The 25,682-nt window shown below is 70.9% G+C and carries 20 protein-coding genes; 9 read left to right on the forward strand and 11 right to left on the reverse strand.

The window, feature by feature from the left end:
• Position 1: 1 nt before the first annotated feature.
• The 8 genes from OG303_RS04230 to OG303_RS04265 form a co-directional block, all read right to left on the reverse strand.
• The gene (locus OG303_RS04230) at positions 2-790 is read right to left on the reverse strand and encodes an enoyl-CoA hydratase/isomerase family protein (protein WP_405864851.1); all 789 of its coding nucleotides are present in this window, start codon (positions 788-790) and stop codon (positions 2-4) included.
• Between the two features lie 106 nt (positions 791-896).
• Positions 897-1,319 carry a zinc-binding dehydrogenase gene (locus OG303_RS04235; protein ID WP_405877069.1) on the reverse strand — a complete coding sequence of 141 codons (423 nt, stop codon included), beginning with the start codon at positions 1,317-1,319 and terminating at the stop codon, positions 897-899.
• Positions 1,316-1,510 carry a hypothetical protein gene (locus OG303_RS04240; protein ID WP_405877897.1) on the reverse strand — a complete coding sequence of 65 codons (195 nt, stop codon included), beginning with the start codon at positions 1,508-1,510 and terminating at the stop codon, positions 1,316-1,318. The genes OG303_RS04235 and OG303_RS04240 overlap by 4 nt, the downstream gene beginning before the upstream one ends.
• A 323-nt stretch (positions 1,511-1,833) precedes the next feature.
• Positions 1,834-3,780: an FAD-dependent oxidoreductase gene (locus OG303_RS04245; RefSeq protein WP_405864853.1), complete on the reverse strand. Its 1,947-nt coding sequence runs from the start codon at positions 3,778-3,780 to the stop codon at positions 1,834-1,836.
• Positions 3,781-3,798: 18 nt separating this feature from the next.
• Positions 3,799-4,950 (reverse strand): acyl-CoA dehydrogenase family protein, encoded by a 1,152-nt coding sequence (locus tag OG303_RS04250; RefSeq protein WP_405877071.1) that lies wholly within the window; start codon positions 4,948-4,950, stop codon positions 3,799-3,801.
• 114 nt (positions 4,951-5,064) lie between these two features.
• Entirely contained in the window at positions 5,065-7,566 is a 2,502-nt protein-coding gene (locus tag OG303_RS04255; RefSeq protein ID WP_405864855.1) for an ATP-binding cassette domain-containing protein, read from the reverse strand.
• Positions 7,567-7,577: 11 nt separating this feature from the next.
• Positions 7,578-8,447, reverse strand: coding sequence for a branched-chain amino acid ABC transporter permease (locus OG303_RS04260; RefSeq protein ID WP_405864857.1), 870 nt, complete (start codon positions 8,445-8,447; stop codon positions 7,578-7,580).
• Positions 8,448-8,539: 92 nt separating this feature from the next.
• Positions 8,540-9,340: an SDR family NAD(P)-dependent oxidoreductase gene (locus OG303_RS04265; RefSeq protein ID WP_405864859.1), complete on the reverse strand. Its 801-nt coding sequence runs from the start codon at positions 9,338-9,340 to the stop codon at positions 8,540-8,542.
• Positions 9,341-9,441: 101 nt separating this feature from the next.
• Between OG303_RS04265 and OG303_RS04270 the strand changes: the two genes are divergently transcribed.
• From OG303_RS04270 to OG303_RS04300, 7 genes are all read left to right on the forward strand, one after another.
• Positions 9,442-10,500, forward strand: a complete 1,059-nt coding sequence (locus OG303_RS04270) for an NAD(P)-dependent alcohol dehydrogenase (protein WP_405864861.1) — start codon at positions 9,442-9,444, stop codon at positions 10,498-10,500.
• A gap of 239 nt (positions 10,501-10,739) precedes the next feature.
• A complete protein-coding gene (locus OG303_RS04275) occupies positions 10,740-11,894 on the forward strand; it encodes a substrate-binding domain-containing protein (RefSeq protein ID WP_405864863.1) in 1,155 nt (384 codons plus the stop codon).
• 107 nt (positions 11,895-12,001) lie between these two features.
• Positions 12,002-13,507: an aldehyde dehydrogenase family protein gene (locus OG303_RS04280; protein WP_405864865.1), complete on the forward strand. Its 1,506-nt coding sequence runs from the start codon at positions 12,002-12,004 to the stop codon at positions 13,505-13,507.
• Entirely contained in the window at positions 13,507-15,159 is a 1,653-nt protein-coding gene (locus OG303_RS04285) for a GMC family oxidoreductase (protein WP_405864867.1), read from the forward strand. Before OG303_RS04280 ends, OG303_RS04285 begins: the two co-directional genes overlap by 1 nt.
• Positions 15,156-16,706, forward strand: a complete 1,551-nt coding sequence (locus tag OG303_RS04290; protein WP_405864869.1) for a sugar ABC transporter ATP-binding protein — start codon at positions 15,156-15,158, stop codon at positions 16,704-16,706. Before OG303_RS04285 ends, OG303_RS04290 begins: the two co-directional genes overlap by 4 nt.
• Positions 16,703-17,818 carry an ABC transporter permease gene (locus OG303_RS04295; RefSeq protein WP_405864871.1) on the forward strand — a complete coding sequence of 372 codons (1,116 nt, stop codon included), beginning with the start codon at positions 16,703-16,705 and terminating at the stop codon, positions 17,816-17,818. The genes OG303_RS04290 and OG303_RS04295 overlap by 4 nt, the downstream gene beginning before the upstream one ends.
• A 133-nt stretch (positions 17,819-17,951) precedes the next feature.
• Entirely contained in the window at positions 17,952-18,647 is a 696-nt protein-coding gene (locus OG303_RS04300; RefSeq protein WP_405864873.1) for an alpha/beta fold hydrolase, read from the forward strand.
• 189 nt (positions 18,648-18,836) lie between these two features.
• Here OG303_RS04300 and OG303_RS04305 read toward each other — a convergent pair whose 3' ends face one another.
• A complete protein-coding gene (locus tag OG303_RS04305; RefSeq protein WP_405864875.1) occupies positions 18,837-20,753 on the reverse strand; it encodes a glycoside hydrolase family 97 catalytic domain-containing protein in 1,917 nt (638 codons plus the stop codon).
• A gap of 216 nt (positions 20,754-20,969) precedes the next feature.
• On the opposite strand from OG303_RS04305, the gene OG303_RS04310 reads away from it, so the two are divergent.
• Positions 20,970-21,650, forward strand: a complete 681-nt coding sequence (locus OG303_RS04310; RefSeq protein WP_405864877.1) for a polysaccharide lyase family 7 protein — start codon at positions 20,970-20,972, stop codon at positions 21,648-21,650.
• A gap of 36 nt (positions 21,651-21,686) precedes the next feature.
• Here the strand turns inward: OG303_RS04310 and OG303_RS04315 are convergent, their stop codons facing one another.
• The gene (locus tag OG303_RS04315; protein ID WP_405864879.1) at positions 21,687-22,541 is read right to left on the reverse strand and encodes a lysozyme; all 855 of its coding nucleotides are present in this window, start codon (positions 22,539-22,541) and stop codon (positions 21,687-21,689) included.
• Positions 22,542-22,733: 192 nt separating this feature from the next.
• Here OG303_RS04315 and OG303_RS04320 point away from each other — a divergent pair, with 192 nt between their 5' ends.
• Positions 22,734-23,651: a PfkB family carbohydrate kinase gene (locus OG303_RS04320; protein WP_405864881.1), complete on the forward strand. Its 918-nt coding sequence runs from the start codon at positions 22,734-22,736 to the stop codon at positions 23,649-23,651.
• Between the two features lie 407 nt (positions 23,652-24,058).
• On the opposite strand, the gene OG303_RS04325 is transcribed toward OG303_RS04320, so the two are convergent.
• Positions 24,059-25,345, reverse strand: coding sequence for a glycosyltransferase 87 family protein (locus OG303_RS04325; protein WP_405864883.1), 1,287 nt, complete (start codon positions 25,343-25,345; stop codon positions 24,059-24,061).
• Positions 25,346-25,682: the final 337 nt, after the last annotated feature.

A 25,682-nucleotide genomic window follows, 5' to 3' on the forward strand; every position in this document is an offset into this window, starting at 1 on the left:
ATCAGCGCCCCTGCCACTTCGGTTCGCGCTTCTCCAGGAACGCCGAGACACCTTCGTTGGCGTCCTCGGAGTTGAGCGCCACGCCCACCGCCAGGTGTTCCATCACCATCAGCGACTGGGTGTCCGCGTCGAGGCTCCGGTCGATCGTCATCTTGGTGAGCCACATCGTGAACGGGCTCTTGTCGGTGAGGTCGCCGATGAAGTCCTCGACCGTCGCGTCCAGCTTGTCGGCCGGCGCGGACTTGTTGATGAGGCCGAACTCGGCGGCCTCGACGCCGGACAGCAGCTTGCCGGTGAGCATCAGCTCCTTGGTCTTGCGGATACCGATCATGCGCGGCACCCGGTAGATCGGACCTGCCCCGCCGAACAGCGCGCGACGGATGTGGAAGTCACCGATCTTGGCGTCGTCCACGGCGATCGCGAAGTCGCAGGAGATCATGATCTCGAAGCCGCCGGCGGTGACATAGCCCTCCAGGACCGCGACCGAGGGCGTCTTCATCGAGTAGAGGCGGTCGCACACCTTCGCGGACTTCACCGCGACGTCGATGGCGTTCGACTTGCCGACGTACTCCGCCTTCAGGCTGTCCAGGTCGAAGCCCGAGCAGAACGTGCCGCCGCGCCCGCGGACCACCAGGACCCGGAGCTCCGGGTCCTCGTCGACCTCGGTGATGATCTCGTCGAGCCGGTCCAGGATCGGCACCGTGACGCAGTTCTTCTTCCAGGGCCGGTTCAGCCAGACACGGGCGACATGGCCGTCACGCTCGAACTGGATTTCGTCTTCCACTGCCATCTTCCATTCCTCCAAACTGAACTGAATTCATTACGAGTCTGCGGAGCGGATGATCGACTGTCAACCCCCGGACCCGGATCCGGCCGAGATTGGTTCAGTCCGTCGTTCAGCCCGTCGGGTTGCCGGGGATGTCGACGAGGACCTTGAGACGTCGCGCGTCGCGGACGTCGTGCCGCTCGAAGACGCCGTCGGGGTACGCCTCGGCGCCAAGAAGCGCCATCTCGGCCAGACGCACCGCGGACGCGCCGATGGCGACCGGGCCGGAGTACAGGGCCACCATCACGACCGGCGCCTGGGCTGCCATGGAGCAGATCGCGGCGTCCAGCGCCTCCGGCCGGCCCGCGCACTCGACGGCGGCGTCGACGCCGCGCCCGCGGGTGTGGGCCATGACTTCGTCGACCACGTCGACAGCGCGCGGATCGAGTACGCGGGCACCGTGCCGTTCGGCCGCCGCGCGACGGGACGGCGAGGGCTCGACCACGAGTACGTCGTGGACACCCTGCGCCTTGAGCGCGAAGAGCGCGCCTATACGACCGCACCCGCCCCCGTCACCAGCGCACTGCCGCCCGCCGGCACACGGGCCCGCTCGACCGCGTTCAGGGCGGTGGCCATGGGCTCCACCAGCGCGCCCGTCTCCAACGCGAGGCCGTCGGGCAGCTGGAACGCGGACTCGGCGGGCACCACCACGTACTGGGCGAGGCCACCTCCAGGGGAGGTCACCCCGATCGCCGCCAGGGCCGTGCAGAGATGCGCGAGCCCTGACGTGCAGCGGGGGAAACCCCGCAGGTGCGGATCGGCCGCACGCAGACCTTCCGCTGCGACACCCCGAGACTGCCACCGTACTGAACTGACTTCAATATAATGGTTGAGACCTGCACCTACTTCGGTTCACTATGGACAGGGGTCGGCCCGACCCCAACGGCGCATGATTTTCGTGTCTGTACGAGGAGTGCAGAAGCCCCTGCGCTCCTCTCCCCCGCGGCTCCGGTGGGCGGTGGCTTCGGGTAGATGGTGGCCGCGGGGCACCTGGGGCGGAAGAGCGTTCAGGGGGCTTCGGCCGTGACCGCCTCCGCGGCCGCGCGTCCCTCGGCGACGGCGTGGGCGATGCGACGCGGGACCACACAGTCGCCGACCGCTCGGACGGTCTGACCGGGAGCGGGAGTGAAGTCCGGGCGGTGGGGCCGGCGTTCGCCGACGGTCACCAGGACATCGGCGGCGAGGCCGGTCTCGTAGCCGTCCATGATGTTGCGCAGTCGCAGTTCGCCGGCTGTCGTGGCGGCCACAGTGCTCATCGGGACGATGCGTACCGGTGCGCCGGTGAGCCGTTGCAGCAGTTGGGTGCGGTTCTCCGGCGACAGGCCCGTGGCGAAGCCCGTGCCTGGGGTGATCACGGTGACCTCGCGGGCGCCTGCCGTCAGCGCGCTCTCGACGGCGCTGATGCCCTGCCACCAGCCGAAGCCGTCGTCCAGGACGGCCACTCCGGGCGCATACGGTACGACGTCGGCGTACTGGTTGAGGAAGTCCGTGGTGGTGAGGATCGGGAGCTCGCCCGGCACGGGGACGGCGGTCTCCTGGGCGCCGGTGGCGAGCACGATCTGGGAGTACCGCGCCAGTTCGGCGGGGGTGGGAGCCATGCGCAGCATCACGCGTACGCCCAAACCGACCAGCTGTTCGCGCTGGTGGTCGACGAGCTTCTGCCAGCCGGAGCGGTGCGCGGCGCGGGCGGCGAGGCGTGCCTGACCGCCGACTTCGGCGGCGCTGTCGTAGACGACCACGTCGCTCCCGGCACGGGCGAGCGCCATCGCGCACTCCATGCCCGCGGGGCCCGCGCCGAGGACGGCTACGGGACCGGTACCGGAGCCGGGCCGGGTGAGCAGCAGCGGTACGGCCGGGCGGATCGCTGAACCGGGCGGGGCGAGTTCGGGGTTGACCGAGCACGATCCGGTGGGCTCGAAGGTCCGGCAGCCCTCGTTGCAGCCGGTGCAGGGGCGTATGGCGTGCTCGTCGCCGGCGACGGCCTTGCGGGCGAAGTCCGGGTCGGCCATGAACGGCCTTGCCATGCCCACCAGATCGGCTCCCGAGTCCAGGGCCCGTTCGATGTCCGCCACCGACCGGAATCCCTGGCTGACGAGCAACGGCACCGCGACCGCCGCGCGCAGTCGGGCCACGTCCTCCAGCAGCGGCGGGCGGGTGACGGCCATGCCGGGGACGTAGGTGTTGCGGACGCCGGTGGTGACGTTGACGTACGCGAAGGGTGCCGCTCGGCACAGACGTGGGAGCAGCTCGGTAAGGTCGTCGAGATCCAGTCCCGAATTCTCGCCGGGCTCCACCGACACCCGTACGCCGATGGGGAGTTCGCCGATCTCGGTGCGGATCGCCTCGATGACCTGGGTGAGCAGGGCGATGCGGTCGGCGTACTCGTCAACGCGGCTGTTCGTGATGCGGGAAAGGAACTGGGCGAGCAAGTAGCCGTGGCCGGCGTGCAGTTCGACGCCGTGGAAGCCGGCCTGCACGCTGTTGGCCGCCGAGATGCGGAAGGCGTCCACGACCCGGCGTACTTCCTCGGTGCTCAGTGGGTGGGGTGCGGTCGCCTCGCGGGGCGAGCGGACGGCGGACGCGGAGACCGGGGCGTAGTAGGTGCCTGCGCCCAGGGTCTCCCGGCCCAGGTGGACGAGTTGTGCCACGGCCACGGCGCCGCCGTCCGTGATGGCCTCGGCCCGACGGCGTACGGCGTCCTTGATCTCGGGTCGCCATGCCTCGGTGAGGTAGCGCTGCGGCAGGGTCGACTCGGGGGCCACGGCGGTGCCGCCGGTGATCACCATGCCGGCGCCGCCCTGCGCCAGGCGTCGCCAGTAGGACGCGTCGGCCTCGGTGGGGGCACCGTCCGCGACCGCGGCGGTGGCATGGGCGGTGGCGACGAGGCGGTTGCGCAGTGTCAGCCCGCCGAGCGTGAACGGTGTGGCGAGCGTGCGGCCGGTGTGGAGTGTCATGCGGCGCTCCGTGCCCGCTCAGGCCGCGGACCGGGGGGCGAGGCCGATGAGTTCGGCCAGGCGGGTGCGGTTCTGGTCCGCCGTGCCGAACAGCACCTCACTGCTGCGGGCCCGGCGTACGTACAGATGGGCCGGGTGCTCCCAGGTGAAGCCGATGCCGCCGTGCAGCTGGACGTACTCGGCCGTGGCCAGGCGGAAGGTCTCGGAGCAGACCGCGGCGGCGGCGCTCGCGGCCACCGGCAGCTGCGGTGAGGCGAGGGCCGCACAGGCGGTCGCGTACGCGGATGCCGAGCGCGCGGCCTCCAGCGCGACCAGCACGTCCGCGAGGCGGTGCTTGACCGCCTGGAAGGAGCCGATCGGGCGCCCGAACTGCCGTCGCTGCCCGACGAATTCGACCGTGGCGTCCAGCGCGTGGCCACTGCCGCCGACCTGCTCCGCGGCCAGAGCGGCCCGTCCGGCGTCGAGTGCCGCCGTCACCTCGCCCGAGCCGCCCACGAGTGCGGCCGGTGCGCCGCGGAACTCGACGAGGGCCTGACGGCGCGTCTCGTCGAGGACGCGGCGGGGTGTACGTACGCACGTGACCGTGGTCGGCTCACACGCGAACAGCCGTGTGCCGTCGGGGGTTTCGGCCCGCACCAGGATCACGTCCGCACCGGCGCCGTCGAGTACGAAGTCCGCCGCGCCACGCAGCACCCAGCCGGTGGCGCCGTGCTCGGCCTGGACGCCAGCCTCGGGGCCGGCGGCCGGTGCGTCCTCGTGGAAACCGGCCACCGTCGCGGTGAGCGTGCCGTCAGCGATCCGCGGCAGGTAGCGCTCGCATGCCTGGCGGTCCCCGCTGTACAGCAGGGCGTGCGCGGCGAGGACCACCGTGGGCAGCAGCGGCGCGCAGTACAGCGTCCGCCCGGATTCCTCCAGCGCCACGGCGAGTTCGGCGAAGGTGTAGCCGGATCCTCCGAACTCCTCGGGGATCGCCAGGCCGTGCACGCCGATCTCGCCCGCCAGCCGCGCCCACACCGTCCCGTCGTAACCGCGCGGGGTGGCTTGATGTTTGCGTGCGTCCTCGGGCCCGCTCACTTCGGTGAAGAAGTCCCGCAGGACGGTGCGGAGTTCTCGTTGCTCCTCGGTCTCGGACAGCAGGTGGGGGTCGATCTCCGGGTGACGGGGGTGCATGGGGTTCTCCATCGTGCTCGTGTCGTACGGGTGGTGGCGGGGACGGTCGTCGACCACGTGCCTCATTCACGTGTCTCAACCACATGTCTGAGCTACGTGTCTCAGCTAGGTGTCTCAGCCGCGTGCGGTGGCCACGGGAGCGTCGTCCTGCCCGTCGAAGTAGGCCCGTTCGGCGTCGGCGAGGAACGTCGGGTCGGCCGGCTCGCCGCGGACGGCGATGCCGCCCTCGTGCAGGACGACCACTTCGTGGCAGGCGGACGCGGCGCGGCCGAGCGACTGTTCCAGCAGGACGACCGTCATGCCGTCGTGGGCGAGGCGGCCGATACGGGCGTACACCTCGTCGACCATGGCGGGCGACAGGCCGAGTGCCGGTTCGTCGACGATCAGGAGGTCCGGTCGTGCCATCAGGGCCCGGGCGACGGCCAGGATCTGCTGTTCGCCTCCGGAGAGCCCGGCGGCGGGTACGCCCATCCGCTCGCGCAGCCGTGGTGGCAGCCATTCGGCGGTCTCCGTGAGCCGGGCCCGCAGGGCCGCTCCCTTGATGCCCGCCGCGTAGGCGGCGACCTCCAGGTTCTCCCGCACGGAGAGGGTCTTGAACAGGGCCCGGCCCTCCGGCACCAGCGCGCTGCGCAGGTCGCCCGCTGCCGAGCGTCGGCCGCGGGTGGGCGGGAGTGTGCCGTGCAGGATACGGCCCAGCGTGGACTTGCCCGCGCCGTTGGCACCGACGATGCCGATCACGCTGCCGCGGGGCACGGTGAGGTCGACTCCGCGCAGGGCGGTGACCCCGCCGTAGGCGTGATCCACCCCGTCGAGGTGCACGGCGGTCTGCAAGCTGCGGTCCCGGCTGGGGAGTTCGCCTCGTGCACCGCCTTCGCCGAGGTAGGAGGAGCGCACTCGAGGGTCGTCCAGGATCGTGCCGGGCTCGCCCTCACCGATCGGCCGGCCGAAGTCGAAGGCGACGACGCGGTGGGCGACGGCGAACAGGTCGTCCAGGACGTGGTCGATGATGACGACGGCCGTTCCGCGCTGTTGCTGCGCCACGATCTGCCGCGTGAGGAGGGTGCGTTCGGTGGCGTCGAGGCCGCCGAACGGCTCGTCCAGTACGAGCAGTTCGGGCTCCTCGGCGAGGGCCCGGGCGAGGTCTAGGCGCTTGTGCAGGCCGAACGGCAGCTCGGCCGGGTAGCGGTCGGCGACATGCGCGAGGCCGACGCGTTCGAGGAGCTCGGCGGCTCGGGTCCGGTTGTCGGCGGAGGCTCGGCGGCGGGTGCAGAGCACGTTCTCCAGGACGGTCAGCTCGGGGAAGGTTTCGGCGTGCTGGAAGGTCCGCCCGATGCCGAGCCGTCGGCGGGCGGTGGCGCGGGTCTTGAGCAGGGCCCTGCCGCCGTACTGGGCGGTGCCGGCCACTCGCCCGCCTCCCACGAGCCCGGACAGGACGTTCAGCAGCGTGGTCTTGCCGGCGCCGTTGGGGCCGATGACGGCCAGGGTCTCGCCGGTCCGTACGGACAGCGAGGCTCCTTCGAGTGCCGCGAGGCCGCCGAAGGTGACGGCCACCTGGTCAAGTCGTAGCAGTTCAGGGGCGGTTGGTCCGGGGGCGGGAACGTTCGGCGCGGGTTCTTCGGACGGTTCCACGGGGGCTGGGGCGGGCGACTCGGGCCGCGGCAGCAGGCGGCGGGCCGTCCGTCCGAGGAAGGGCACCACCCCGCCGGGAAGGAACAGCAACGCGACGATGAGCACGGCCCCTTGGAGGATGGGCTGTGCCACCCCCGCGCTCTCGGCGACCGTGGGCGCCCAGGTCAGATAGGCGCCGCCGACGACCGCTCCCAGCAGTGTTCCGGCGCCGCCGAGGACGCATGCGGAGATGAGCGCGATCGCCAGTGCCAGCGAGAACGGGTCGGGGCTGACGAATCCGACGACCAGAGCCAGCAGGACGCCCGCCAGCGCGGCGAACACCGCGCTCACCGCGAAGGCCAGTGCGGACTGGGCCTCGGGCGCGATGCCGATGGAACGGGCGGCCATCGGGTGGGACTTGGCGGCGACCAGCCGCATCCGCAGGGCACTGGGCCGGGCCAGTGCGGCCACGGCGAGCGCGATCCCGGCCGTGCCCACCGCGATGTACTGCGCCTGTGTGCCGGCACTGGCCATCGTGCCGAGGCCGAGGGCACTGTGCAGCTTCTCCATGGGGATGCCCTGGTCGCCGCCGGTCACGCTGGTCCACTGGCCCATCACCTCCAGGGACACCATCGTGAAGGCGAGCGTGAGCAGGGCGACGTACAGCATCGAGAACCGCGCGCCCGCACACCCGAGAAACGCCCCGAGCGCCGCGGCGCACACCGTCGCACCGAGCACCACGAGCTCCAGCGACCAGCCGTGAGTGCTGCCGTACGCGGCGAAGTAGGCGCCCAGGGCGAAGAAGGCGGGATGGGCGATCGACCAGATGCCGGCCCATCCGGCGAGCAGATTCACCGAGAGGACCAGGACGGTGTACACGGCTGCGAGCCCTACCGAGTACGCCTGGTAGGGCGGGATGGCCCCGCTGTTGAGTATGAGAATGAGAGCGGCCGCGGCGAGCGGCCCGAGCGCCGCCCGGGTGAGGTTGGATCGACTGACGACAGGCATGGACCGCTCCCTCAGACCCGCTGGAACGTGCGGACGCCGAACAGCCCCTGCGGGCGGATCAGCAGCACGAGGATGGTGAACGAGAACACGAAGGTGTCCCGATAGCCGGCCGAGACGTAGCTCGCGGCCAGGTTGTCCAGGACGCCGACCGTCAGTCCGCCGATCACGGCCCCGTACATGCTGGTCAGACCGCCGAGGAAGATCCCGGCGAAGGCCCGGAACAGCGGTGCGCTGAGCACCGTCGGCACCAGTCCGGCCCGGGGCGCGTACAGGAAGGCGGCGAGGGCGGCGAGGCCGAGTCCGAGCGCCCAGGCGATCCGGGCGATGCGCTGCGAGCCGAGCCCGAGGACCTGCGCGGTGTCGGCGGACTCGGCGACGGCGCGCATGGCGGTGCCGATGGATGTACGTCCGAACAGATAGGCCACCGAAGCCATCGCCGTGGCCGCCACGCCGATGGTCAGCAGGCTCTGCGTCGGTATCGCCGAGCCGCCCAGCGAGACCGACCCCTCCACCAGGCTCGGGAAGAGCCGTGGCTGATCGTCCCAGATCGTGCTGATGACGCTCTCCGCGATGAGCGAGACGCCCATCGTCATGACCAGCGCCGAGAGCAGCTCCCCCTGGGCGAGGGGTCTGATCACCGTCTCGCGGGCGATCAGGCCGACCGCCGCGGTCGTGACGATCGCCGCCACGGCGGACACGACCAGCGGCAGGCCCCGGTCGTACAGCGTCAAGGCCGCGTAGAGCCCTACGGTCGCCAGGCTGGCGAGCGCGAAGTTCACCACGTCGGTGGCCCTGTAGATGATCACCAGCCCGAGTCCCATCAGGCCGTACACCGCACCACTGGCGAGACCGCTCACCAGGACGAGCAGGAACTGATCCACGTCGACCGTCTCCTTGCCGCAAACTGAACTCAATTCATGAACGGTAGACAGGAGAGTCCGGGTGAGCAAGACCTCTGCACGGGTTCGTTGACTCAGGCGGTGAATCGGCCGCCGTTGGCCAGCAGCACCGCGCCGATCAGGTTGGCCGCGGCATCACTGGCCAGGAACAGGGCGATGTCGGCGATCTCCTCGGGTGTGGCGTACGGGCGCACCCGCGGGTCCGCGAAACCGGTGCGCAGCGCCGCGGGGGTGCGTGCCGCCATCCCGGTCTCCGTAGGACCGGGCGCGACCACGTTCACCCTGATCCCGGACGCGACGACCTCCTTGGCGACGGCCTGGCTCAGTGCGTGCACGCCCGCCTTGGACGCGGCGTAGTGGGGATAACCGACGGGGGTGTCGAAGGCGGACGAGGATCCGATGACGACGATCGCGCCCGCGCCGGCAGGCCGCATGGCCCGCACCGCGGCGCGCAGCACATGGAAGGTTCCGTCCAGGTTGATCGTCATGACGCGACGCCATGCCGGGTCGGCGAGGCGGTCGGTCACCTCGGGCGGACGCCCCGCGGCGAGCGCGTCCGCTATCCACTGCTTGGCCTCCGGGTCGTCCACGCCCGCGGCGTGCACCAGGACGTCGAGTCGCCCGAACTCCTGCAGGACGTCCTCGACGGCCGCGTCGACCGCCGCCGCGTGCGCCACGTCGAGCGACACCGCCCGGCCGACCGCCACGTCCTTGGCGACGGCCGCAGCGCTCTCGCCGTTCACGTCTGCGAGTACGACGACCTTCGCCCCCTCGGCGGCAAGCTGCCGCGCCACGGCCGCCCCCATGCCCGAGCCGGCGCCCGTGACCATCGCGACCTTGCCCTCGAACCGGGCCGACTGCCCATTCCTGCTCATCAGCACACAACCTCTCGACGCATCCATACTGAACCGACTTCACCTCTGTTATCGTCTCCGCCGTCTGCCTGACAAGACCCGGGACGGTGAACATGCGGGCGATGCGACTGACGGATTGGGGCCGGGAACCGGCACTCGGCGAGGTCGAGCGGCCCGTACCCCGCGAGGCCGAGGTTCTGGTCCGAGTGGAGGCCGTGGGGCTCTGCCACTCGGACCTGCATGTGATCGACACGGCGGCGGGGGTGCTCCCCTACCGGCCGCCGTTCACCCTCGGCCACGAGGTCGCCGGGCACATCGCCGGCCTCGGTGCTGACGCCGAAGGGTCCCGGCTCGGTGAGCGCGTGGCGGTGTACGGCCCGTGGGGCTGCGGAGATTGCCCCCGCTGCGTCGCCGGCCGGGACAACTACTGCGACCGACGCGGTGATCTCGCCTGGCACGGGGTCGGACTCGGCCGGGACGGCGGGATGGCCGAGTACGTGCTCGTCCCGTCCGCCCGCCATCTGGTGCCGATCGGCGACCTTCCGGCCGACCAGGCGGCGCCGCTCACCGACGCGGGTCTGACCTCGTATCACGCCCTCGCCGGAGTGCGCCACGCGCTCGGCGAGGACTCCACCGCCGTGGTCATCGGCGTCGGTGGACTCGGGCACCTGGCGGTCCAGATTCTGCGTGCGACCACCGTGAGCCGCGTACTCGCCGTCGACATCCGCGAGGAGGCCCTGGCCCTCGCGCACCGTTCCGGGGCGCACGACGCCACCCTGCTACGGGCCGACACCGCTCGGGTGTTGAGGGATGGCACCGGAGGCGTGGGGGCGGACGCCGTGCTCGACTTCGTGGGCAACGAGGCCACGCTCGGACTCGCCGTCGACGTTCTGCGCCCGGGCGGGGAACTCGCGCTGATCGGCAGCGGCGGCGGTCAAGTGACCGTACGCAAACCGGGGTTGCTGCCTCCGGGCTTCCGGCTCTCACTGCCCTTCTGGGGCACCCGCCCCGAGCTCACCGAGGTCATCGCCCTGGCACGCTCGGGGGCACTCCACGTCGAGACGGAACGGTTTCCGCTGTCGGCGGCACCCAAGGCGTTCGACTTGCTGCGACGGGGACAGATCCGGGGGCGGGCAGTGCTGATGCCCGACCGAGGGACACCCCTGCCGACCTGCCGATAACCGGCACCCGGCCAGGGCAACGGTCGCGGTCGGGCCGAGCGGCTCCGCCCGAAGGTGACCGCATCGCGCGGCGTACATGTCAAGAGGCGCGTACGGACGCGCCGAAGTGATCCACGACCAAAGGCGTGCACGACTGTTGCCTGCCGGACCCGGCGCCCTTACATTCACCTGAACTGAACTCAGGTTGCACGGCATGAAGGCACGGCAGAAGCCGCTGCCCGGTCGACAGGAGAAGTGCCATGAGTCGCAGAACCAGCCCCATGAACCGCACCACCCGCACCCGCACCGCAACGGCCGTGCTCACCGCCGCCGCGCTGCTCACCCTGGCCGCCTGCGGGGGCAGCGCCGGCGCGGACAGTTCCCCGAAGGCGGCGGCCGGCGGGTCCGCCGGCATCAAGGCGGCCCAGGAGGTCCTCGCCCAGTTCGAGAAGCGGCCGACGTCGGTCGGCATCACCCAGCCCGTGGGCAAGCCGATCCCGACCGGCAAGAAGATCGACTTCATCCTGTGCGGGGTGCAGTCCTGCCAGGACCTGGCCAACTACTTCAGCCAGGCCGCCAAGGTGCTCGGCTGGAAGGTCAACAAGATCCCCACCCAGGGCACCCCGCAGTCGGTGCAGGCCGCGTGGACCCAGGCGGTGCGGGACAAGCCGGACGCGGTGATCGCCTCCGGGTTCCCCCGCAGCGTCTTCGCCAAGCAGCTCAAGCAGCTCAAGGACATGGACATCCCCGTCGTCGAGTCCTCCACGGACGACAAGGCCGGCGACGGGATCAGCATGCTCATCGACGGGCCCGACGTCGTCGACATCGAGGGCAGGATCATGGCCTCCTGGGTGACGTCCGACAGCAAGGGCCGGGCCGACACGGTCTACTTCGACCTGCCGACCTACGGGATCCTCAAGCCGGTGGCCGACACCTTCCGCAGCGACTACCAGAAGTGGTGCTCCGGCTGCGGGTACGACAAGGTCGACGTGCCGATCAGCGCCATCGGCAAGGACATGCCGGACCGCGTGGTCTCCTACCTGCGCTCGCATCCCAAGGTCACGCATGTCGCCTTCTCGCTCGCCCTGATGAACGTGGGCGTGCCGGCCGCACTGCGGGCCGCCGGGCTGCAGAACAAGGTGCACACGATCGTCAACGTCGGCGAGGCCACCAACTACCAGTACATCGACTCCGGTCAGACGCAGGCAGCCGTCGCGTTCAACAACATCGAGAACGCGTGGGCGCAGGCCGACGGGCTGGCACGGCACTTCACCGGTCAGTCGATGAAGGTCACGCAGGACGCTCAGCTGCCGTTCATGCTCATCACCAAGGACAACCTGATCTCGACGAAGACCGAGTTCCCGCTCGTCGAGGACTACCAGGCCCAGTTCAAGAAGCTGTGGGGCAAGAACTGACGGCGCTGCCGGACGGCCACGCCACCATCCTCCCGTAGCACGACTGAATTTACTTCAGCTCGACTCACGACCCGATCGCGCGACGACGCGCAGATGGGAGTCATCACATGACCGTCCAGTCGGCCGATCCGGCTCTTTACCCCCACGCCCTTTCCGAATCCACCGTGAAGACCCTGCGACGGCCGCTCTTCGGCCACGTCATCGAGGGCGAGACGGTCCCGGCCCTCGACGGAGCGACGATGCCGGTGATCGACCCGGCCACCGGCATCCGGACGGCCACGGCCGCCGCCGGCACGTCGGACGACGTGACCGCGGCCGTGCGCTCCGCGCGCACCGCCTTCGACGACGGCCGCTGGCGGCTGCTGGCACCGCTGGAGAAGGAGCGCCGGCTGCGCCGGCTGGCGGCGCTGCTCGCCGAACGGGCCGACCTGTTCGGCGAGATCGACGTCATCGACGCCGGGCTGCTGCGCGGGTACACGACCTTCGTCGTCGACGGCGCGGTCGCCGGCGTCGAGTACTACGCGGGCTGGCCGACCAAACTGCACGGGACGATCCCCGCGGTCCCCTCCGAGTTCGCGGTGTACGAGATGCGCGAGCCGATCGGCGTCATCGGCATGATCATGCCGTGGAACGGGCCGACGTTCGTCCTCGGTTTCGTCGCCGCCGCGCTGGCGGCGGGCAATGCGGTGGTACTCAAACCCGCCGAACAGACCCCGCTGAGCGCGGTGTTGATGGCGGAGCTGGCACTGGAGGCGGGCATACCGCCGGGCGTCTTCAACGTGGTCCAGGGCCTCGGCGAGACCGTGGGCGCGGCCCTCGTCACCGCTCCGGAGGTCGACGCCGTCTCCTTCACCGGATCCGTCGCGACAGGCAGCGCGATCCAGGCGGCCGCGGCCGCGCGCGTCAAGCGGGTCAGCCTCGAACTGGGCGGGAAGAGCGCCTTCATCGTCTTCCCCGACGCCGATCTGGAGGCCGCCGCCACCTCCGCGGCCATGGGCGTGTGGGGCGCCTCGGGCCAGGTGTGCACCGCGGCCACCCGCGTCCTCGCGCACCGGGACATCCGCGACGAGTTCGTCTCCCTGGTCCTCGACCGCTCGCGCGACCTGCGCCTCGGCTCCGGATTCGACCCCGCCACGCAGATGGGGCCGGTCGTCTCGGCCGACCAACTCGCGCGCGTCCAGAGCTATGTGGACATCGGCCGCGCGGAGGGCGCCGAGCTCGTCCTCGGCGGCGAACGGCACGGAGACGTCGGCTTCTTCCACCAGCCGACGGTGTTCACCGGGGTGCGCAACGACATGCGCATCGCCCGGGAGGAGATCTTCGGCCCGGTGATGTCGGTGCTCGACTTCGGCTCCGAGGACGAGGCGTACGCGATCGCCAACGACAGCGACTACGGACTCGCCGCCGGGGTGTGGACCGAGAACCTCTCGCTCGCCCACCGCGCGAGCCGCGCGCTGCGCACCGGAACCGTGTGGGTCAACACGTACCAGATGGTCTACCCGACGGTGCCCTACGGCGGGGTGAAGCTGTCCGGTCACGGGCGCGCGCTCGGCGCCGCCGCCCTGGACGACCTGACGGTGCCCAAGAGCGTCTGGATGAAGGTGGGTTCCTGATGGGAGCGGTGATCGAGGCCGACTGGGTGGTGGTCGGCGGCGGCAGTGCGGGATGTGTGCTGGCCGCCCGGCTGAGCGAGGATCCCGCCGCCGAGGTGGTCCTGCTGGAGGCCGGAGTGGACTGGCGTTCCGCCGAGGCGCCGCCGCAGCTGCGCAGCATGAACGGCTGGCGGGCCCTGGACGACTCGGCGTGCGGGCAGTTCCAGTGGCCCGCCCTGGAGTCGCGGCGCAGCACCGCGCAGGAACGCCGCCCGCACCTACGCGGCCGGGGCCTCGGCGGCTCGTCGTCGGTGAACGGCATGATCGCCATCCGCGCGTTGCCCGACGACTACGACCGCTGGGCGTCGTACGGCTGCCCCGGCTGGTCGTACGACGAGATGCTGCCGTACCTGCGGCGCCTGGAGAGCGACGCCGACTTCGGCGACCGGCCCTGGCACGGCGCGGACGGGCCGATCCCGGTCCAGCGGCTGGGACGCGAGGCGTGGGGCCCCGCGGACGACGCGCTGGCAGAGGCCGCACTGGGGCTCGGCCACCCGTGGTGCGAAGACCACAACGGGCCTACGGGCACCGGTGTTTCGCCGTACGGCGTCAACTCCCGCGACGGCTCCCGGGTCACCACCAACGATGCCTACCTGGAGCCGGCCCGGCAGCGTTCCAACCTGCGGATCATGGGCGACACGACGGTCGACCAGGTGCTGGTCGAAAACGGCCGTGCGGTCGGTGTACGGGTGCGTATGGGCGGCGCGTGGACGGAGGTGCGCGCAGGGCGGGTCGTGCTGTGCGCCGGGGCCGTGCACTCCCCCGCGATCCTGCTGCGCTCGGGCATCGGACCGGGCGGGCGGGTGGCGGCGCTGCCGGTCGGCGAGGGCATGCAGGAACATCCACTGGCGCTGTTCTGGCTCCATCCGCGCCCCGAGGTGCGGCCGGACATCGACGCGCGGCAGACCAACTGCTGTGTGCGCTACTCGTCCGGTCTCGCGGGCGCGGGCGAGAACGACATGATGGTCGTGTCGATCAACCAGACGCTCGCGCTGCCCGACATGAACGACTCGCACCTGGTCGCCGACGGCGCTCGCGGCACCTGGGGCGGTGCGGGCGGCGGCAGCACCTCCGGCGGTCCCGGGCTGCTCTGTCTGTGGGCCAACCAGGAGTTCTCCCGCGGCACCCTGCGTCTGGCCTCGCCCGACCCGGATGTGCACCCGGTGATCGAGCAGAACCTGCTCAGCGACCCCGGGGACCTGACCCGCATGCGCGACGGCGTCAAACACTGCCTGGAGCTGGTGCGTTCGGGATCGTTCGACGCCGCCTTCGAGCACATCGCCGTCGACCTCACCGGCAGCGGGGTCGACACCCTCTCGGACGACACCACCATCGGCCGCTGGCTGCTGGAGACCATCGGCGACACCGGCCACATCTGCGGCACCTGCCGCATGGGCGACCCCGCCGATCCACGGACGGTGGTCGACCCGGCCGGCCGTGTGCTCGGCGTAGACGGGCTGTGGGTCGCCGACGCCTCCGTCTTCCCCGAGGTGCCGCGGGCCAACACCAACCTGCCCACCATCGCCGCCGCGGAACGGATCGCGGATCTCGTCCGGGGTCGCGCGATCCCGGCGAACGCCGCCGACGGCCTGACCGTACGGAGCGGATCGTGAACGCCCCCGGGAACGGCGCCGCACCGACGGCCGCGGTGACTGCCCGGCCGGTGCTGAGCATCACCGGCCTGTCCAAGCGGTTCGGCGGTACCCAGGCACTCCAGGACGTCGATCTGGAGATCGCGCCGGGCGAGATCCACGCCCTGGTCGGGCCCAACGGATCCGGAAAGTCGACCCTCATCAAGATTCTCGCCGGCTACCACCAGGCCGACGCGGGAGCCGATGCCCGGCTGGACGGCGAACCCTTCGACCTGGGCACGGACCACGACCGGCTCCGCTTCGTCCATCAAGAGCTGGGCCTGGTCGGCGAGTTGAGCGCGATGGACAATCTGGCGCTCAGTCGCGGCTTCGCCCGCAGCCGGTTCGGCAACATCCGCTGGGGCGAGCAGGAGCGCCGCACAGGGGAACTCGTGCACCGCTTCGGCCTGGACATCGACGTACGCCGCCCGCTCGTCGACGCCACACCCGTACAACGCACGGTGGTGGCGATCGCCGCGGCGCTGCAGGGCTGGGACGGCGACCAGGGCCTGCTGGTGCTCGACGAGCCGACAGCGGTACTGCCCCCGAGCGAGGTGGCCAAGCTGCTGGACATCGTGCGCGAACTGCGCCGTGGCGGGGCGAGCGTGCTGTACGTGTCGCACCGCCTTGACGAGATCTTCCAGATCGCGGACCGGGTGACCGTCATCCGGGGCGGCCGCCGGATCGCCACCCGCCCGGTGCACGGACTCACACCCCAGTCGCTCGCCTCGCTGATGGCCGGTGAGGACACGGGCCCCTGCGGGCGCCCACAGGTCTCGGCTGGGACGTCCTCCTCCGCCGAACCGGCCCTGGAGGCACGGCAGTTGACGGCCGGACCCCTGCGTGACCTCGACTTCACTCTCGCCCGGGGAGAGTTGCTCGGCGTCACCGGGCTCGCCGGATCCGGGCACGACGTGCTGCCGTATGTGGTCACCGGCGCCTGGACCGGTGAGGCGCACGGACGCTTGCGCTGCCCCGCCCGCTCGCAGGAATGGTCCGACGCCTCCCGGGCGGCCCGGCTCGGCATCCCGCTCGTGCCCGCCGACCGGCCCGCCCAAGGGGTCATCGGCGAGTTCAGCGTCGCCGAGAACCTCACACTGCCGCTGCTGTCCCGGCTCCGCACGCGGCGTGTCCTGCGGGGCCGACATGAGGCGGCGCTCGTCGACAACTGGGTGGAGCGGGTCGGGATCCGTACGGCCGGCCGGGACGCCCCGATCACCACGCTCAGCGGAGGCAACCAGCAGAAGGTCGTCATGGCCCGCTGCCTGGCCCTCGAACCCGACGTGCTGGTGCTGTGCGAACCGACGGCCGGCGTCGACATCGCCACCCGGCTCCAGCTCTACGACCTGATCAGGGCACAGGCCGACCAGGGGCTCGGCGTCATCGTCTCCTCCTCGGACGTGGGCGACCTGCTCGCCCTGTGCACCCGCGTCCTCGTCCTGCGCGAGGGCCGGGTCGTGCGGGAGATCGACGGGGCCGCCATCACCGAGCCGTCGCTGGTCCATGCCATGGAAGGAACAGAACAATGAGCACCACCGCCGCCGAACCCGCCGACACGGGTCCGACCCTCGACGAACCGGCAAAGGAGCCACCGGCCCCGCCGACCCGCACCTCACCGGCCCGCCGTGCGCTCACGTCCCTCTCGTTCACCAACATCGGGGCGGTCTACGTATGGATCGCGATCATCGTGGTGTTCTCCTTCTGGGCGCCGGACACCTTTCCCACCTGGTCGACCTTCCAACAGGTGCTCAACAGCAACGCGGTCGCCGGTCTGGTCGCGCTGAGCGTGGTGCCCCCGCTGGCGGCGCGTGTCTTCGACCTGTCGCTCGCCTACACGATGTCGCTGACCGGAGTCATCACCGCCAAGGTGATCGTGTCGACGGACATCGGGGCCGGCGGGGCCATCGCCCTCGCCATGGGCACCGCGTTGGCGATCGGCGTGATCAACGGGATCGTCGTGGTGACGCTGCGCGTGGACTCGTTCATCGCGACTCTGGCGACCGGGTCTCTCATTCAGGCGTTCATCACGATGTTCACCGACGGCACGACGATCACGAGCGTGAAACTCCTGCGCGAACCCTTCTCCGGCATCGCGCAGAAGAGCGCGGGCGGATTCACCATCCCCGTGCTCTATCTCCTGGCGGTGGCGGTCCTGCTGTGGTTCGTGCTGGAGCACACCGCGACCGGGCGCCGGCTGTACGCGACGGGCTTCAACTCGGAGGCGGCACGGCTGCAAGGGGTGCCCACCGACCGCCTCCGTTTCCTCACGCTCGTCACGTCCTCGGCGATCGCCGGTTTCGCGGGCGTCGTCTTCGCCTCGCAGATCGGCTCGGGCTCCCCCGAGGCCGGCACGCCGTATCTGCTCTCGTCGTACGCCGCTGCCTTCGTCGGCGCCACCCAGCTGCGCGCGGGCCGCTTCAACGCATGGGGCACGGTCATCGCGATCCTGCTGCTGGGCACCGGGACGGTGGGCCTGGGTCTCGCGACCTCCGCGCAGTGGGCCCCCAGCCTGTTCACCGGGCTCGTCCTGATCGTCGCCCTGGTCGTGACCGGCGGCAGGCTGGGCCTGCGCACCCGTCTGACCCGGCGCCGCGCCTCCCGTACCACCGGTGCTTCCCACACACCGACAACCGCCGTATGACGGTCACGGCCGGGGTACGACGGCGTGTTCGTCACACCGCCTTTGCCGTGCGGCCCGGCGAAGGACAAGGCCGGCTCCACGTCACCCTGAATGCAGCCAAGATCCCTCAGAGCCGACAACAAAGGGGTTGCCCATGTCGTACGTCCTGATCCACGGCGCCGGCTTCGGCGCGAACTGCTGGGACGAACTGCTCCCCCACCTGAACGCGGAAGCCGTGGCCGTCGACCTTCCGGGCCGCGGGAGGAGAAGTGACGTCGAGCTGGGCACGGTCACACTCTCCGACTGCGCCGACGCAGTCCGCGAAGACGTCGAGGCGAAGGATCTGCAGGACGTGGTGCTGGTCGGCCACTCCTTCGCGGGAGTCACAGTGCCGCGCGTCCTGGACCTCATACCCCAGCGGATCCGTCAGGTCGTCCTCGTGTCGGCCGTCGTACCTCCCCACGGAACCAGGGTGCTCGACCAGATCGATCCCGGCGTACGGGAACTGGTCGAACAGTCCATCGCCGGCGGGGTCTACCACCAGACCCGCGAAGGCGCCGCCGCGCTGCTGTGCAACGACATGGACGGCACGACCGCCACGTCCACTCTGGACCGGCTGACCGACGACGCGGCCGCCCTGCTGAGCGAGACCGTGAACCTCGACGGCTACCGGCGGGACATCCCCCGGACGTACGTGCACCTCACCCAGGACCAGTGCTACGTCGAGGAACTCCAGCAGCGATCCATCGCACAGCTGCGGCCGGACGTCGTCGATCTCGACACCGGCCACATGGCAATGATCAGCGCACCCGGAAGGCTCGCCGCCATCCTCAACGCCGTGCATGGCTGATCACCGGGCGGTGCGGCCCCCACCGGTAGGCGTGACCCGCACCGCCCTTGTGCCCCAAGGGCCACAACTCCCTTGGGGCACCGGCCCGTCGGCCCAGGTCGGTCACCCTTACCCCGGGTCACTCACCCTTACCCCGGGTCACTCACCCTTACCCCGGGTCGGTCACGCTCGCCCCGGAAGGCGGAGCGCTCAGCGGTAGCAGGTGGTGACGCCCGGGTGCCAGGGGCAGGCGATCCCGGCGAAGCCGCCGTTGGCTACGACGTCGACGTCGAACTTGTCGCCGCCGCGCAGCACTTGGTGGTCCTGGACGAGCCCGTCGGCGCCGTCCCGGATCGTCTCCACGAGCCATCGTCCCGAGCCGATGGACAGCGGCACGGTGGCCGTGTGGGCGGCGCCGGCGTACACACCGCCCAGGAACCAGCGGTCTCCGCTGCGGCGGGCGAGCACGGCGTCCTGGCCGGGTCGTCCGGCGAGCAGCCGGGTGTCGTCCCACGCGGCGGGGACCTGGTCGAAGTAGGCCCGGGCGAGCGGTCGGGCGTCGTACGACTCGGGGGTGCCCGCGAACATCTGCAGGCCCGACTCGTAGGCGACGGTGAGACCGACCTCGGCTGCGTCGGAGTTGGGGCGCAGGCCGACGCGTTGGAAGGCACCCGGGGTGAAGTCCATGGAGCCGATGACGTTGCGGGTGAAGGGCAGGGTGGTGAGGTGGGCGGCGGTGTTGGTCCGCTTCTCCTCGCCGCCGACGCCCTCCAGGCTCATGACCTGCGGCCAGGTTCGCTGGATGCCCTTGGGGATCGTGGAGCCGTGGAAGTCGACCATGAGGTGGTGGGCGGCCGTCTCCGGGAGGATGGCGTCGTACCACTGGAGCATGGACTGCGCCTCGGAGTTCATGAAGTCGATCTTGACACCCTTGACCCCCCAGCGCTCCAGAGTGGGCAGCCACTGGGCGCGCTCCTCGGGTGTGTCGAGGTCGCGCTGGTGGATCCAGACGATGATCCCGACGCCCTTGGCCCGTGCGTAGTCGACCAGTTGGGGCATCCAGCTGTCGGTCTGCCAGTTGGGGTCGGTGGTGTCCCACGCGTCGCTCTTGAAGTACCAGCCCGCGTCAACGGCCTCGTAGGGCCAGCCGCGCTCGGCGGCGTAGTCGACGTAGGCCTTCTGCGCCGCGAGGCTCTGGCCGGCCTCCTTGCCGCCCGCGAGCCAAGTCCACAGCACGGTGCCGGGCCGGATCCAGGAGGAGTTGGCGACCTTGGAGCCGGGCGCGAGGTCGTCGGTGAAGGTGGACCGGGTGACCGTGGCGAGGTCGCCGGTGACCATCGCCCGCCAGGGGGTGGCGAGTTGGCCGTCGGTGTGGACCCGGTCGTCGGCGAGCTTGATGCGATAGCTGCCGGTGCCCTGGTCGTGGGCGAGGCGGGCGCCGGAGTACGCGCCGGTGAGGTCGGATTCCGCGAGCAGGGTGTAGCCGCCGTCGGTCGCGAAGAGCGCCTGGTCCGAGTACTCGCCGGTGGGCGCGGTCGCCGCGGTGTACTGGGCGAACGGGCCCTCGTTGTCGACCCGGTAGGTGCTCAGCCACGCGCTCGCGTCCGGTGGCAGATTGAAGGCGGAGGTCTCGCCGAGCACGTCGCCGTAGCCGGCGGGCAGGACGTACCGGTAGGCGACGCCGTCCGCGGAGGCACGGACCACGAGGTCGAGCCGAGCGCCCGCGGGGGTGGCGAACGACATGCGGGATTCGTTCATGTGGACCCGGCGGTCCAGGCGTTTGCCGGACTTGGTCCGGTAACGCTCGTCGACCACCCGGTCCTTGCGGTGCAGGAAGCGCAAGTGCTGAGAGAAGTCGGCCTGTTCGGTGACGATGCCTACGGGCGACGGCTCGATGACCGTACGGCCGCCTCGCGTCACCGACAGGCTCAGCGTGCCGGTGGTGTCGTCCAGGGACACCCGCGCTCGCGGTTCGGGTGCCGCCGCGGCGCGCTCGGGGCCGGACACCGCCCAGATGTGCGGGCGAGAGCCGACGTTCTGGTCGGCCCGCGCGGGCCCGGTCAAGCAGAGTGTGGCCGCCAGCCCGGCGCAGAGCGCGGCGACCGCGGTCCTGATCGGAACCGCCATGAGATCCCTCCGTTGTGCTCCAGGTCTGAAAGATCCTCGATACATCGGGTGTATCGGCGAACCTAGGCACGCCTCGTGTACCTGTCAATGGACCTGACCGGACCCAGACGGAACTCAAGCCTGACCGAAGTCCTTGACTCCTCCGATGTATTGAGGTTCCCTCCGTGCTGCCGGGACTGTCAGTGCAACCGGCTCCACACCAGGAAAGGACACGCCATGAACAGGAGATCCCTCTTACGGGCGGGGGTCGGGATGCTGGCCGGCGGCGCCGCGCTCGCCCTGCCGCCGACTCCCCTCGCCGGCGCGGCTCCGACCGCCGACCCGACCGACGGCTGGACGAAGACCTCGTTCGGCTACAGCTGGCAGAAGCCCTGGAACCTCGACCTCAGTGACCGGCACAGCGACAGCGGCGGCGTCCACCGCATGTGGGTGTACGCCACCGACGAGCCGTTCGAGGAAGGGAGTTCGACCGATCCGCGCACCGAGATGCGCTGGAAGGTCGACTACAAGACCGGCGACCACATGTGGGACGCCGACGTCTACCTCCCGTCCGGCACCGACGGCGCGTCCTTCGTCCAGATCCTGCGCAGCGTCCACCCTTCGGGCACCCCGGCCACCGACATCATGCTCAACGTCTACGACACGGGCGGCGGCACCGTGCGGCGCTACGACGGCACGGTGCTCAGGACGAACGCGTACGACACCTGGTTCAACGTCAAGATCGCCCACGAGGCGAGCAGCGGGACCGGCACCATCAAGGTCTACTTCGACGACTCCCTGGTCCTGACGGTCGCCGACCGGGGCCCCGCCACCCGCTACTTCAAGAACGGCGTGTACAACCACGGTTCGGGCCGCGCCGAGGCCCGCTTCCGCAACATCCTCTACTGGACGCGGTGACCGGACGCGCCCACGCCGCTGTTCGGCCGCGGATCCTCAACCAGTCGCGAACTTCCGCAACTTGTCGAGGTTGTCGTAGAACCTGTCGTGGTCACCCACCATCGGTCCGGACGAGGTGTACTGCCACATCGTGTACGACTTCCAGCCCGCCGGAAGCGGTCCCACGGAGGAGGCGTATCGGGCGACCCACAGGGGGTTGGTGGCGCCGAAGCCGCTGTAGCCGCCCGTGCAAGTGGTCCACCAGGCCGTGGCCGTGTAGATGACGGCGTCGCGGTGGGTGCGGGCCTTGTAGCGGATCAGGAAGTCGCGGATCCAGGTGACCATGGCGCTTGGGGACTTGCCGTAGCAGGCGTCGCCGTAGGGGTTCCATTCGATGTCGAGGACGCCGGGGAGGGTCTTGCCGTCCTTGGACCAGCCGCCGCCGTGGTCGACGAAGTAGTTGGCCTGTGTCGTGCCGCTGGTGGTGTCGGGGGTGGCGAAGTGGTAGGCGCCGCGGATCATGCCGATGTTGTACGAGCCGTTGTACTGCTGGGCGAAGTAGGGGTTCGTGTAGTACGTCCCCTCGGTGGCCTTCGTGTAGGCCCATTTGACGCCGCTGCTCCACAGGGCGGGCCAGGCGACATCGCCCTGGTAGCTGGCGACGTCGACGCCCTCGGCCTGGCTGACCCGCGCGGTCGGGGCCACGGTCTCGGGCGGACCGGCGATTCCGTCGTGGGCCTTGACGCCGATGCCCATGTAGGCGCTGCCGCGCACAGGGACGGGGACTGGCTCGGCCGCCGCGGGCGCGGCCGACAGTCCGGACAGGGTGAGGAGGAGGCCGGCCAGGGCGGCGAGGAGACGCAGGCGCGGGCGGCCATGCTGGGGGGATATGGATCTTCGCACGGAATCCATCTGACCCTCAGAAGTGCCGCACCGCACGTCAGGTACCGCCCAACGTGAAGACACTCCCGCTCAAACTCCAGCCTGTCCGGCGGTCGTCCGGCTGTGCCGGACCCCTGCCCGAGCGGCGCCCGGCTCGTCTCGTTGGCGCCCCCGTCGGTTCGTACACTGGCCGCGTTCCCGGGCAGGAGGAGGTGCTGGTGGGTGGAGCCGGCGACGAAGCGACGTCCTGAAGGGCTGTTCGTCGGCCTGTGCACGCTGGACGTCATCCAGCTCGTGGACCATGCGCCCGCTTCCAACGAGAAACTGACGGCTCATGAACAGGTCGTCGCGGCGGGCGGTCCGGCGGCGAACGCGGCCGCTGCCTTCAGCCACTTGGGCGGTACGGCCAGGCTGCTCACCGCGATCGGCTCCCATCCGCTGGGACTCGGGGTCGCGGCGGACCTCCACCGGCTGGGCGTGGCCGTGTCGGACCTGGCAGCCGACTCGGTGGAGCCGCCCGCCGTGTCGTCCATCGTGGTCACGGCGTCCAGCGGGGAACGTGCCGTCGCCTCGACCAATGCGACGGGCCATCGGCTCGCCCCGCCCGACGATCTTGACGCGTTGGTGGCGGCCTGCGACATCGTCGAGCTCGACGGCCACCACAGGGAACTGGCGCTGGCCACGGCCCGCTCCGCGCGTGCCGCAGGCCGGCCGACGGTCTTCGACGGGGGCAGTTGGAAGGACGGCACGCGGAACCTGCTGCCGTTCGTCGACGTGGCCGTCTGCTCGGCCGACTTCCACCCGCCCGGCGCGAGCACGCCATCGGACACCCTGCGGTTCCTGCGGGAGCACGGGGTCGTCTGGGCGGCGGTCAGCCGGGGAGGGCAGCCCATCGTGTGGGCGGGCCCCGACGGCGGTGGCACGGTGGAGGTGCCGACGACCCGTGTGGCGGACACGCTGGGGGCCGGTGACGTCCTGCACGGAGCCCTCGCTCATCACCTCGCCGTTCAGGGGCATTTGACGTCGGAGGGCTTCGTCGCGGCCCTGCGTGGTGCGGCCGCGGTGGCCTCGCAGGCGTGTGCCTCGTTCGGCACGCGGGCCTGGATGCACGGGGGTGGCGCGGCACCGGGTGCGCCGTGATCTCCACAATCTCCGTGATCTCCGACGGGGGCGGATACGTACTGCATCGGTGAGGTCCTGCCGCGGCCGCGCTGCTCGACGAGGGCGCGCGCGGCTGGGGCACAGGCCCAACCGCGCCCGGGCTCACCTGCCCGGAACAGACCTGGCCGCACCTGGACCCGCCTGCCTGGAGCAGACCTGGCCCGCCCACCTGGCCGTCGTGGAGCCACCGGCGGCCACTGGCCTCGCCTCCGCTCCACGGTCCGGATCCGGGGTCCGGGGTCCGGGCGTACGTTGTCGGGTGTATGCGTGTGGGGTGGCTCTCCCGCCGCCGTAGTCCTGTGGAAAGGAAGCCACCGGTCTCCACCGGCGCCGGCCGTTCGTCTCCGTGAACTGGGCGCCGCGAGGCCCGATCCGGTCCGCCGCCGTCACCCCGCTTGTGCACTGTGATGATCACAACCGCCATGGAGAGAACACTCGTTGGGGCGCATCAGTGCCCGGCGGAACCAGACCGCGAGGACCAGCGGGTAGACGAGGTAGCCGAAGCGCGTCGCCGGGATCAGGCACATGGCCAGCCCAAGTCCGAGGGCCAGCCGGTCCGCTGCGGCAAGCACCGTCCGAGGCGGCCGGACGACGAGCGACACCCCGATCGCCAGGGCGGCGACGGCGAGCGCGGCGATGGCGATGGCGTGCCCACCGGGGACGTAGGTGGCCAGCAGATGGCCGGGCAGGGGACTGCTCGCGGGCGAGCGGACGGCGCCCTGGCCGAGCGGGAAGAGCACCACGTGCTGGATGAAGGCCGCCGGGTTCGCGAAGGCGGCGGGCACCACGGCCAGGACAGCGATCAGCGCCGACACCAGGGCTGCTCGTATCGCGGGCTTACGGCCGGCCGTGACGGCGAGCAGCACCAGGCCGGCCGGCAGCAGCGGCCAGGCCGTCCACTTCAGCGCAGCCGCCGCACCCATGGCGAGGCCGGCCGCCGTACCGGATCCGCCTCGGCCCGCCGTCGCCAGGCCCAGGCACATCAGCCCGATCACCGGCAGGTCGACCCCGCCGACGGCCAGCGGCAGGGCGACCGCAGGAAAGGCGGCGAGCAGCAGCGCGGCGTCCGCCGAGCGCGCGGGGCGCTCCCCCGCCGACGCGGTGCTGCGGGCGGCGGTGACCATGCTCACGAGGAACACGGCGGCGAACCAGAGACGGGCGTCGGCGAGCGGAGTGGCGCCGAGGAGCGCGTGCGGCAGACCGAACAGGGCCATCCCTGGCAGGTACGGGTTGTAGTCGCCGACCTCCGTGGGGTGCGGTGGATACGGGCTGCCGGAGTGCAGCAGCAGGCTGCCGGAGTGTTCGACGACGTGGACCTCCGACTGGGCGGCGCCCACCGCGATCAGCACCAGCAGGGGCAGTACGACCGCTCCGGCGAGGGCTGCGAACGTGGCCGGCCGTTCCCCGGTGCGCGGCGCCCGGCGGGCCAGCCCGGCTGCGGCGCCGTAGCCGAGTGCCGCGCACAGGCCCCAGATCCGGTGCGTGGCGAGCGTCGTGGTCAGGGCCAGCAGCAGGGCGAACACCGCGCAGCCCAGCCAGTAGAGCCAGGTCAGGCCGTGCAGCCGGTCCAGTACGGCCCGGTGTTCCGGCTCGGCCCGGCGCGGCACAGGGGTGGTGCGCGGCGGGGCCGACGCCTGTGGGGCCGTGGTGGCGAGAAGGAACTGGGGTGGCATCAGCGCGCTCCTGGGACGGAAGACCGGATCCCAATCTCGTGCCGGAGCAGGGGCGCCCACCTCGGCCGAACGGCCACCGTTCAAGGGCCCGTAAACGGGTCCGGTCGACCGGAAGGCCGATGTCCGGAACCTTGTTGGAACGTCAGGACAAAGTCATTGACATCGCTTGGGGCCGGTCCCATAGTTACGAGCTACTAGAGCGCGCTAATGACGCGCTCTAGTAGTGCACCAAAAGCCCGAGCAGGGCACCCCGAGCAGTCACACCCAAGCCGTCGCACCCCTGACAGCTTCCATGGAATTCCGCCCCACCCGGGCAAGGCACCCGGTCGCCCGGCCG

This window comes from Streptomyces sp. NBC_00005 (genome assembly GCF_045160215.1).
GTDB lineage: Bacteria > Actinomycetota > Actinomycetes > Streptomycetales > Streptomycetaceae > Streptomyces.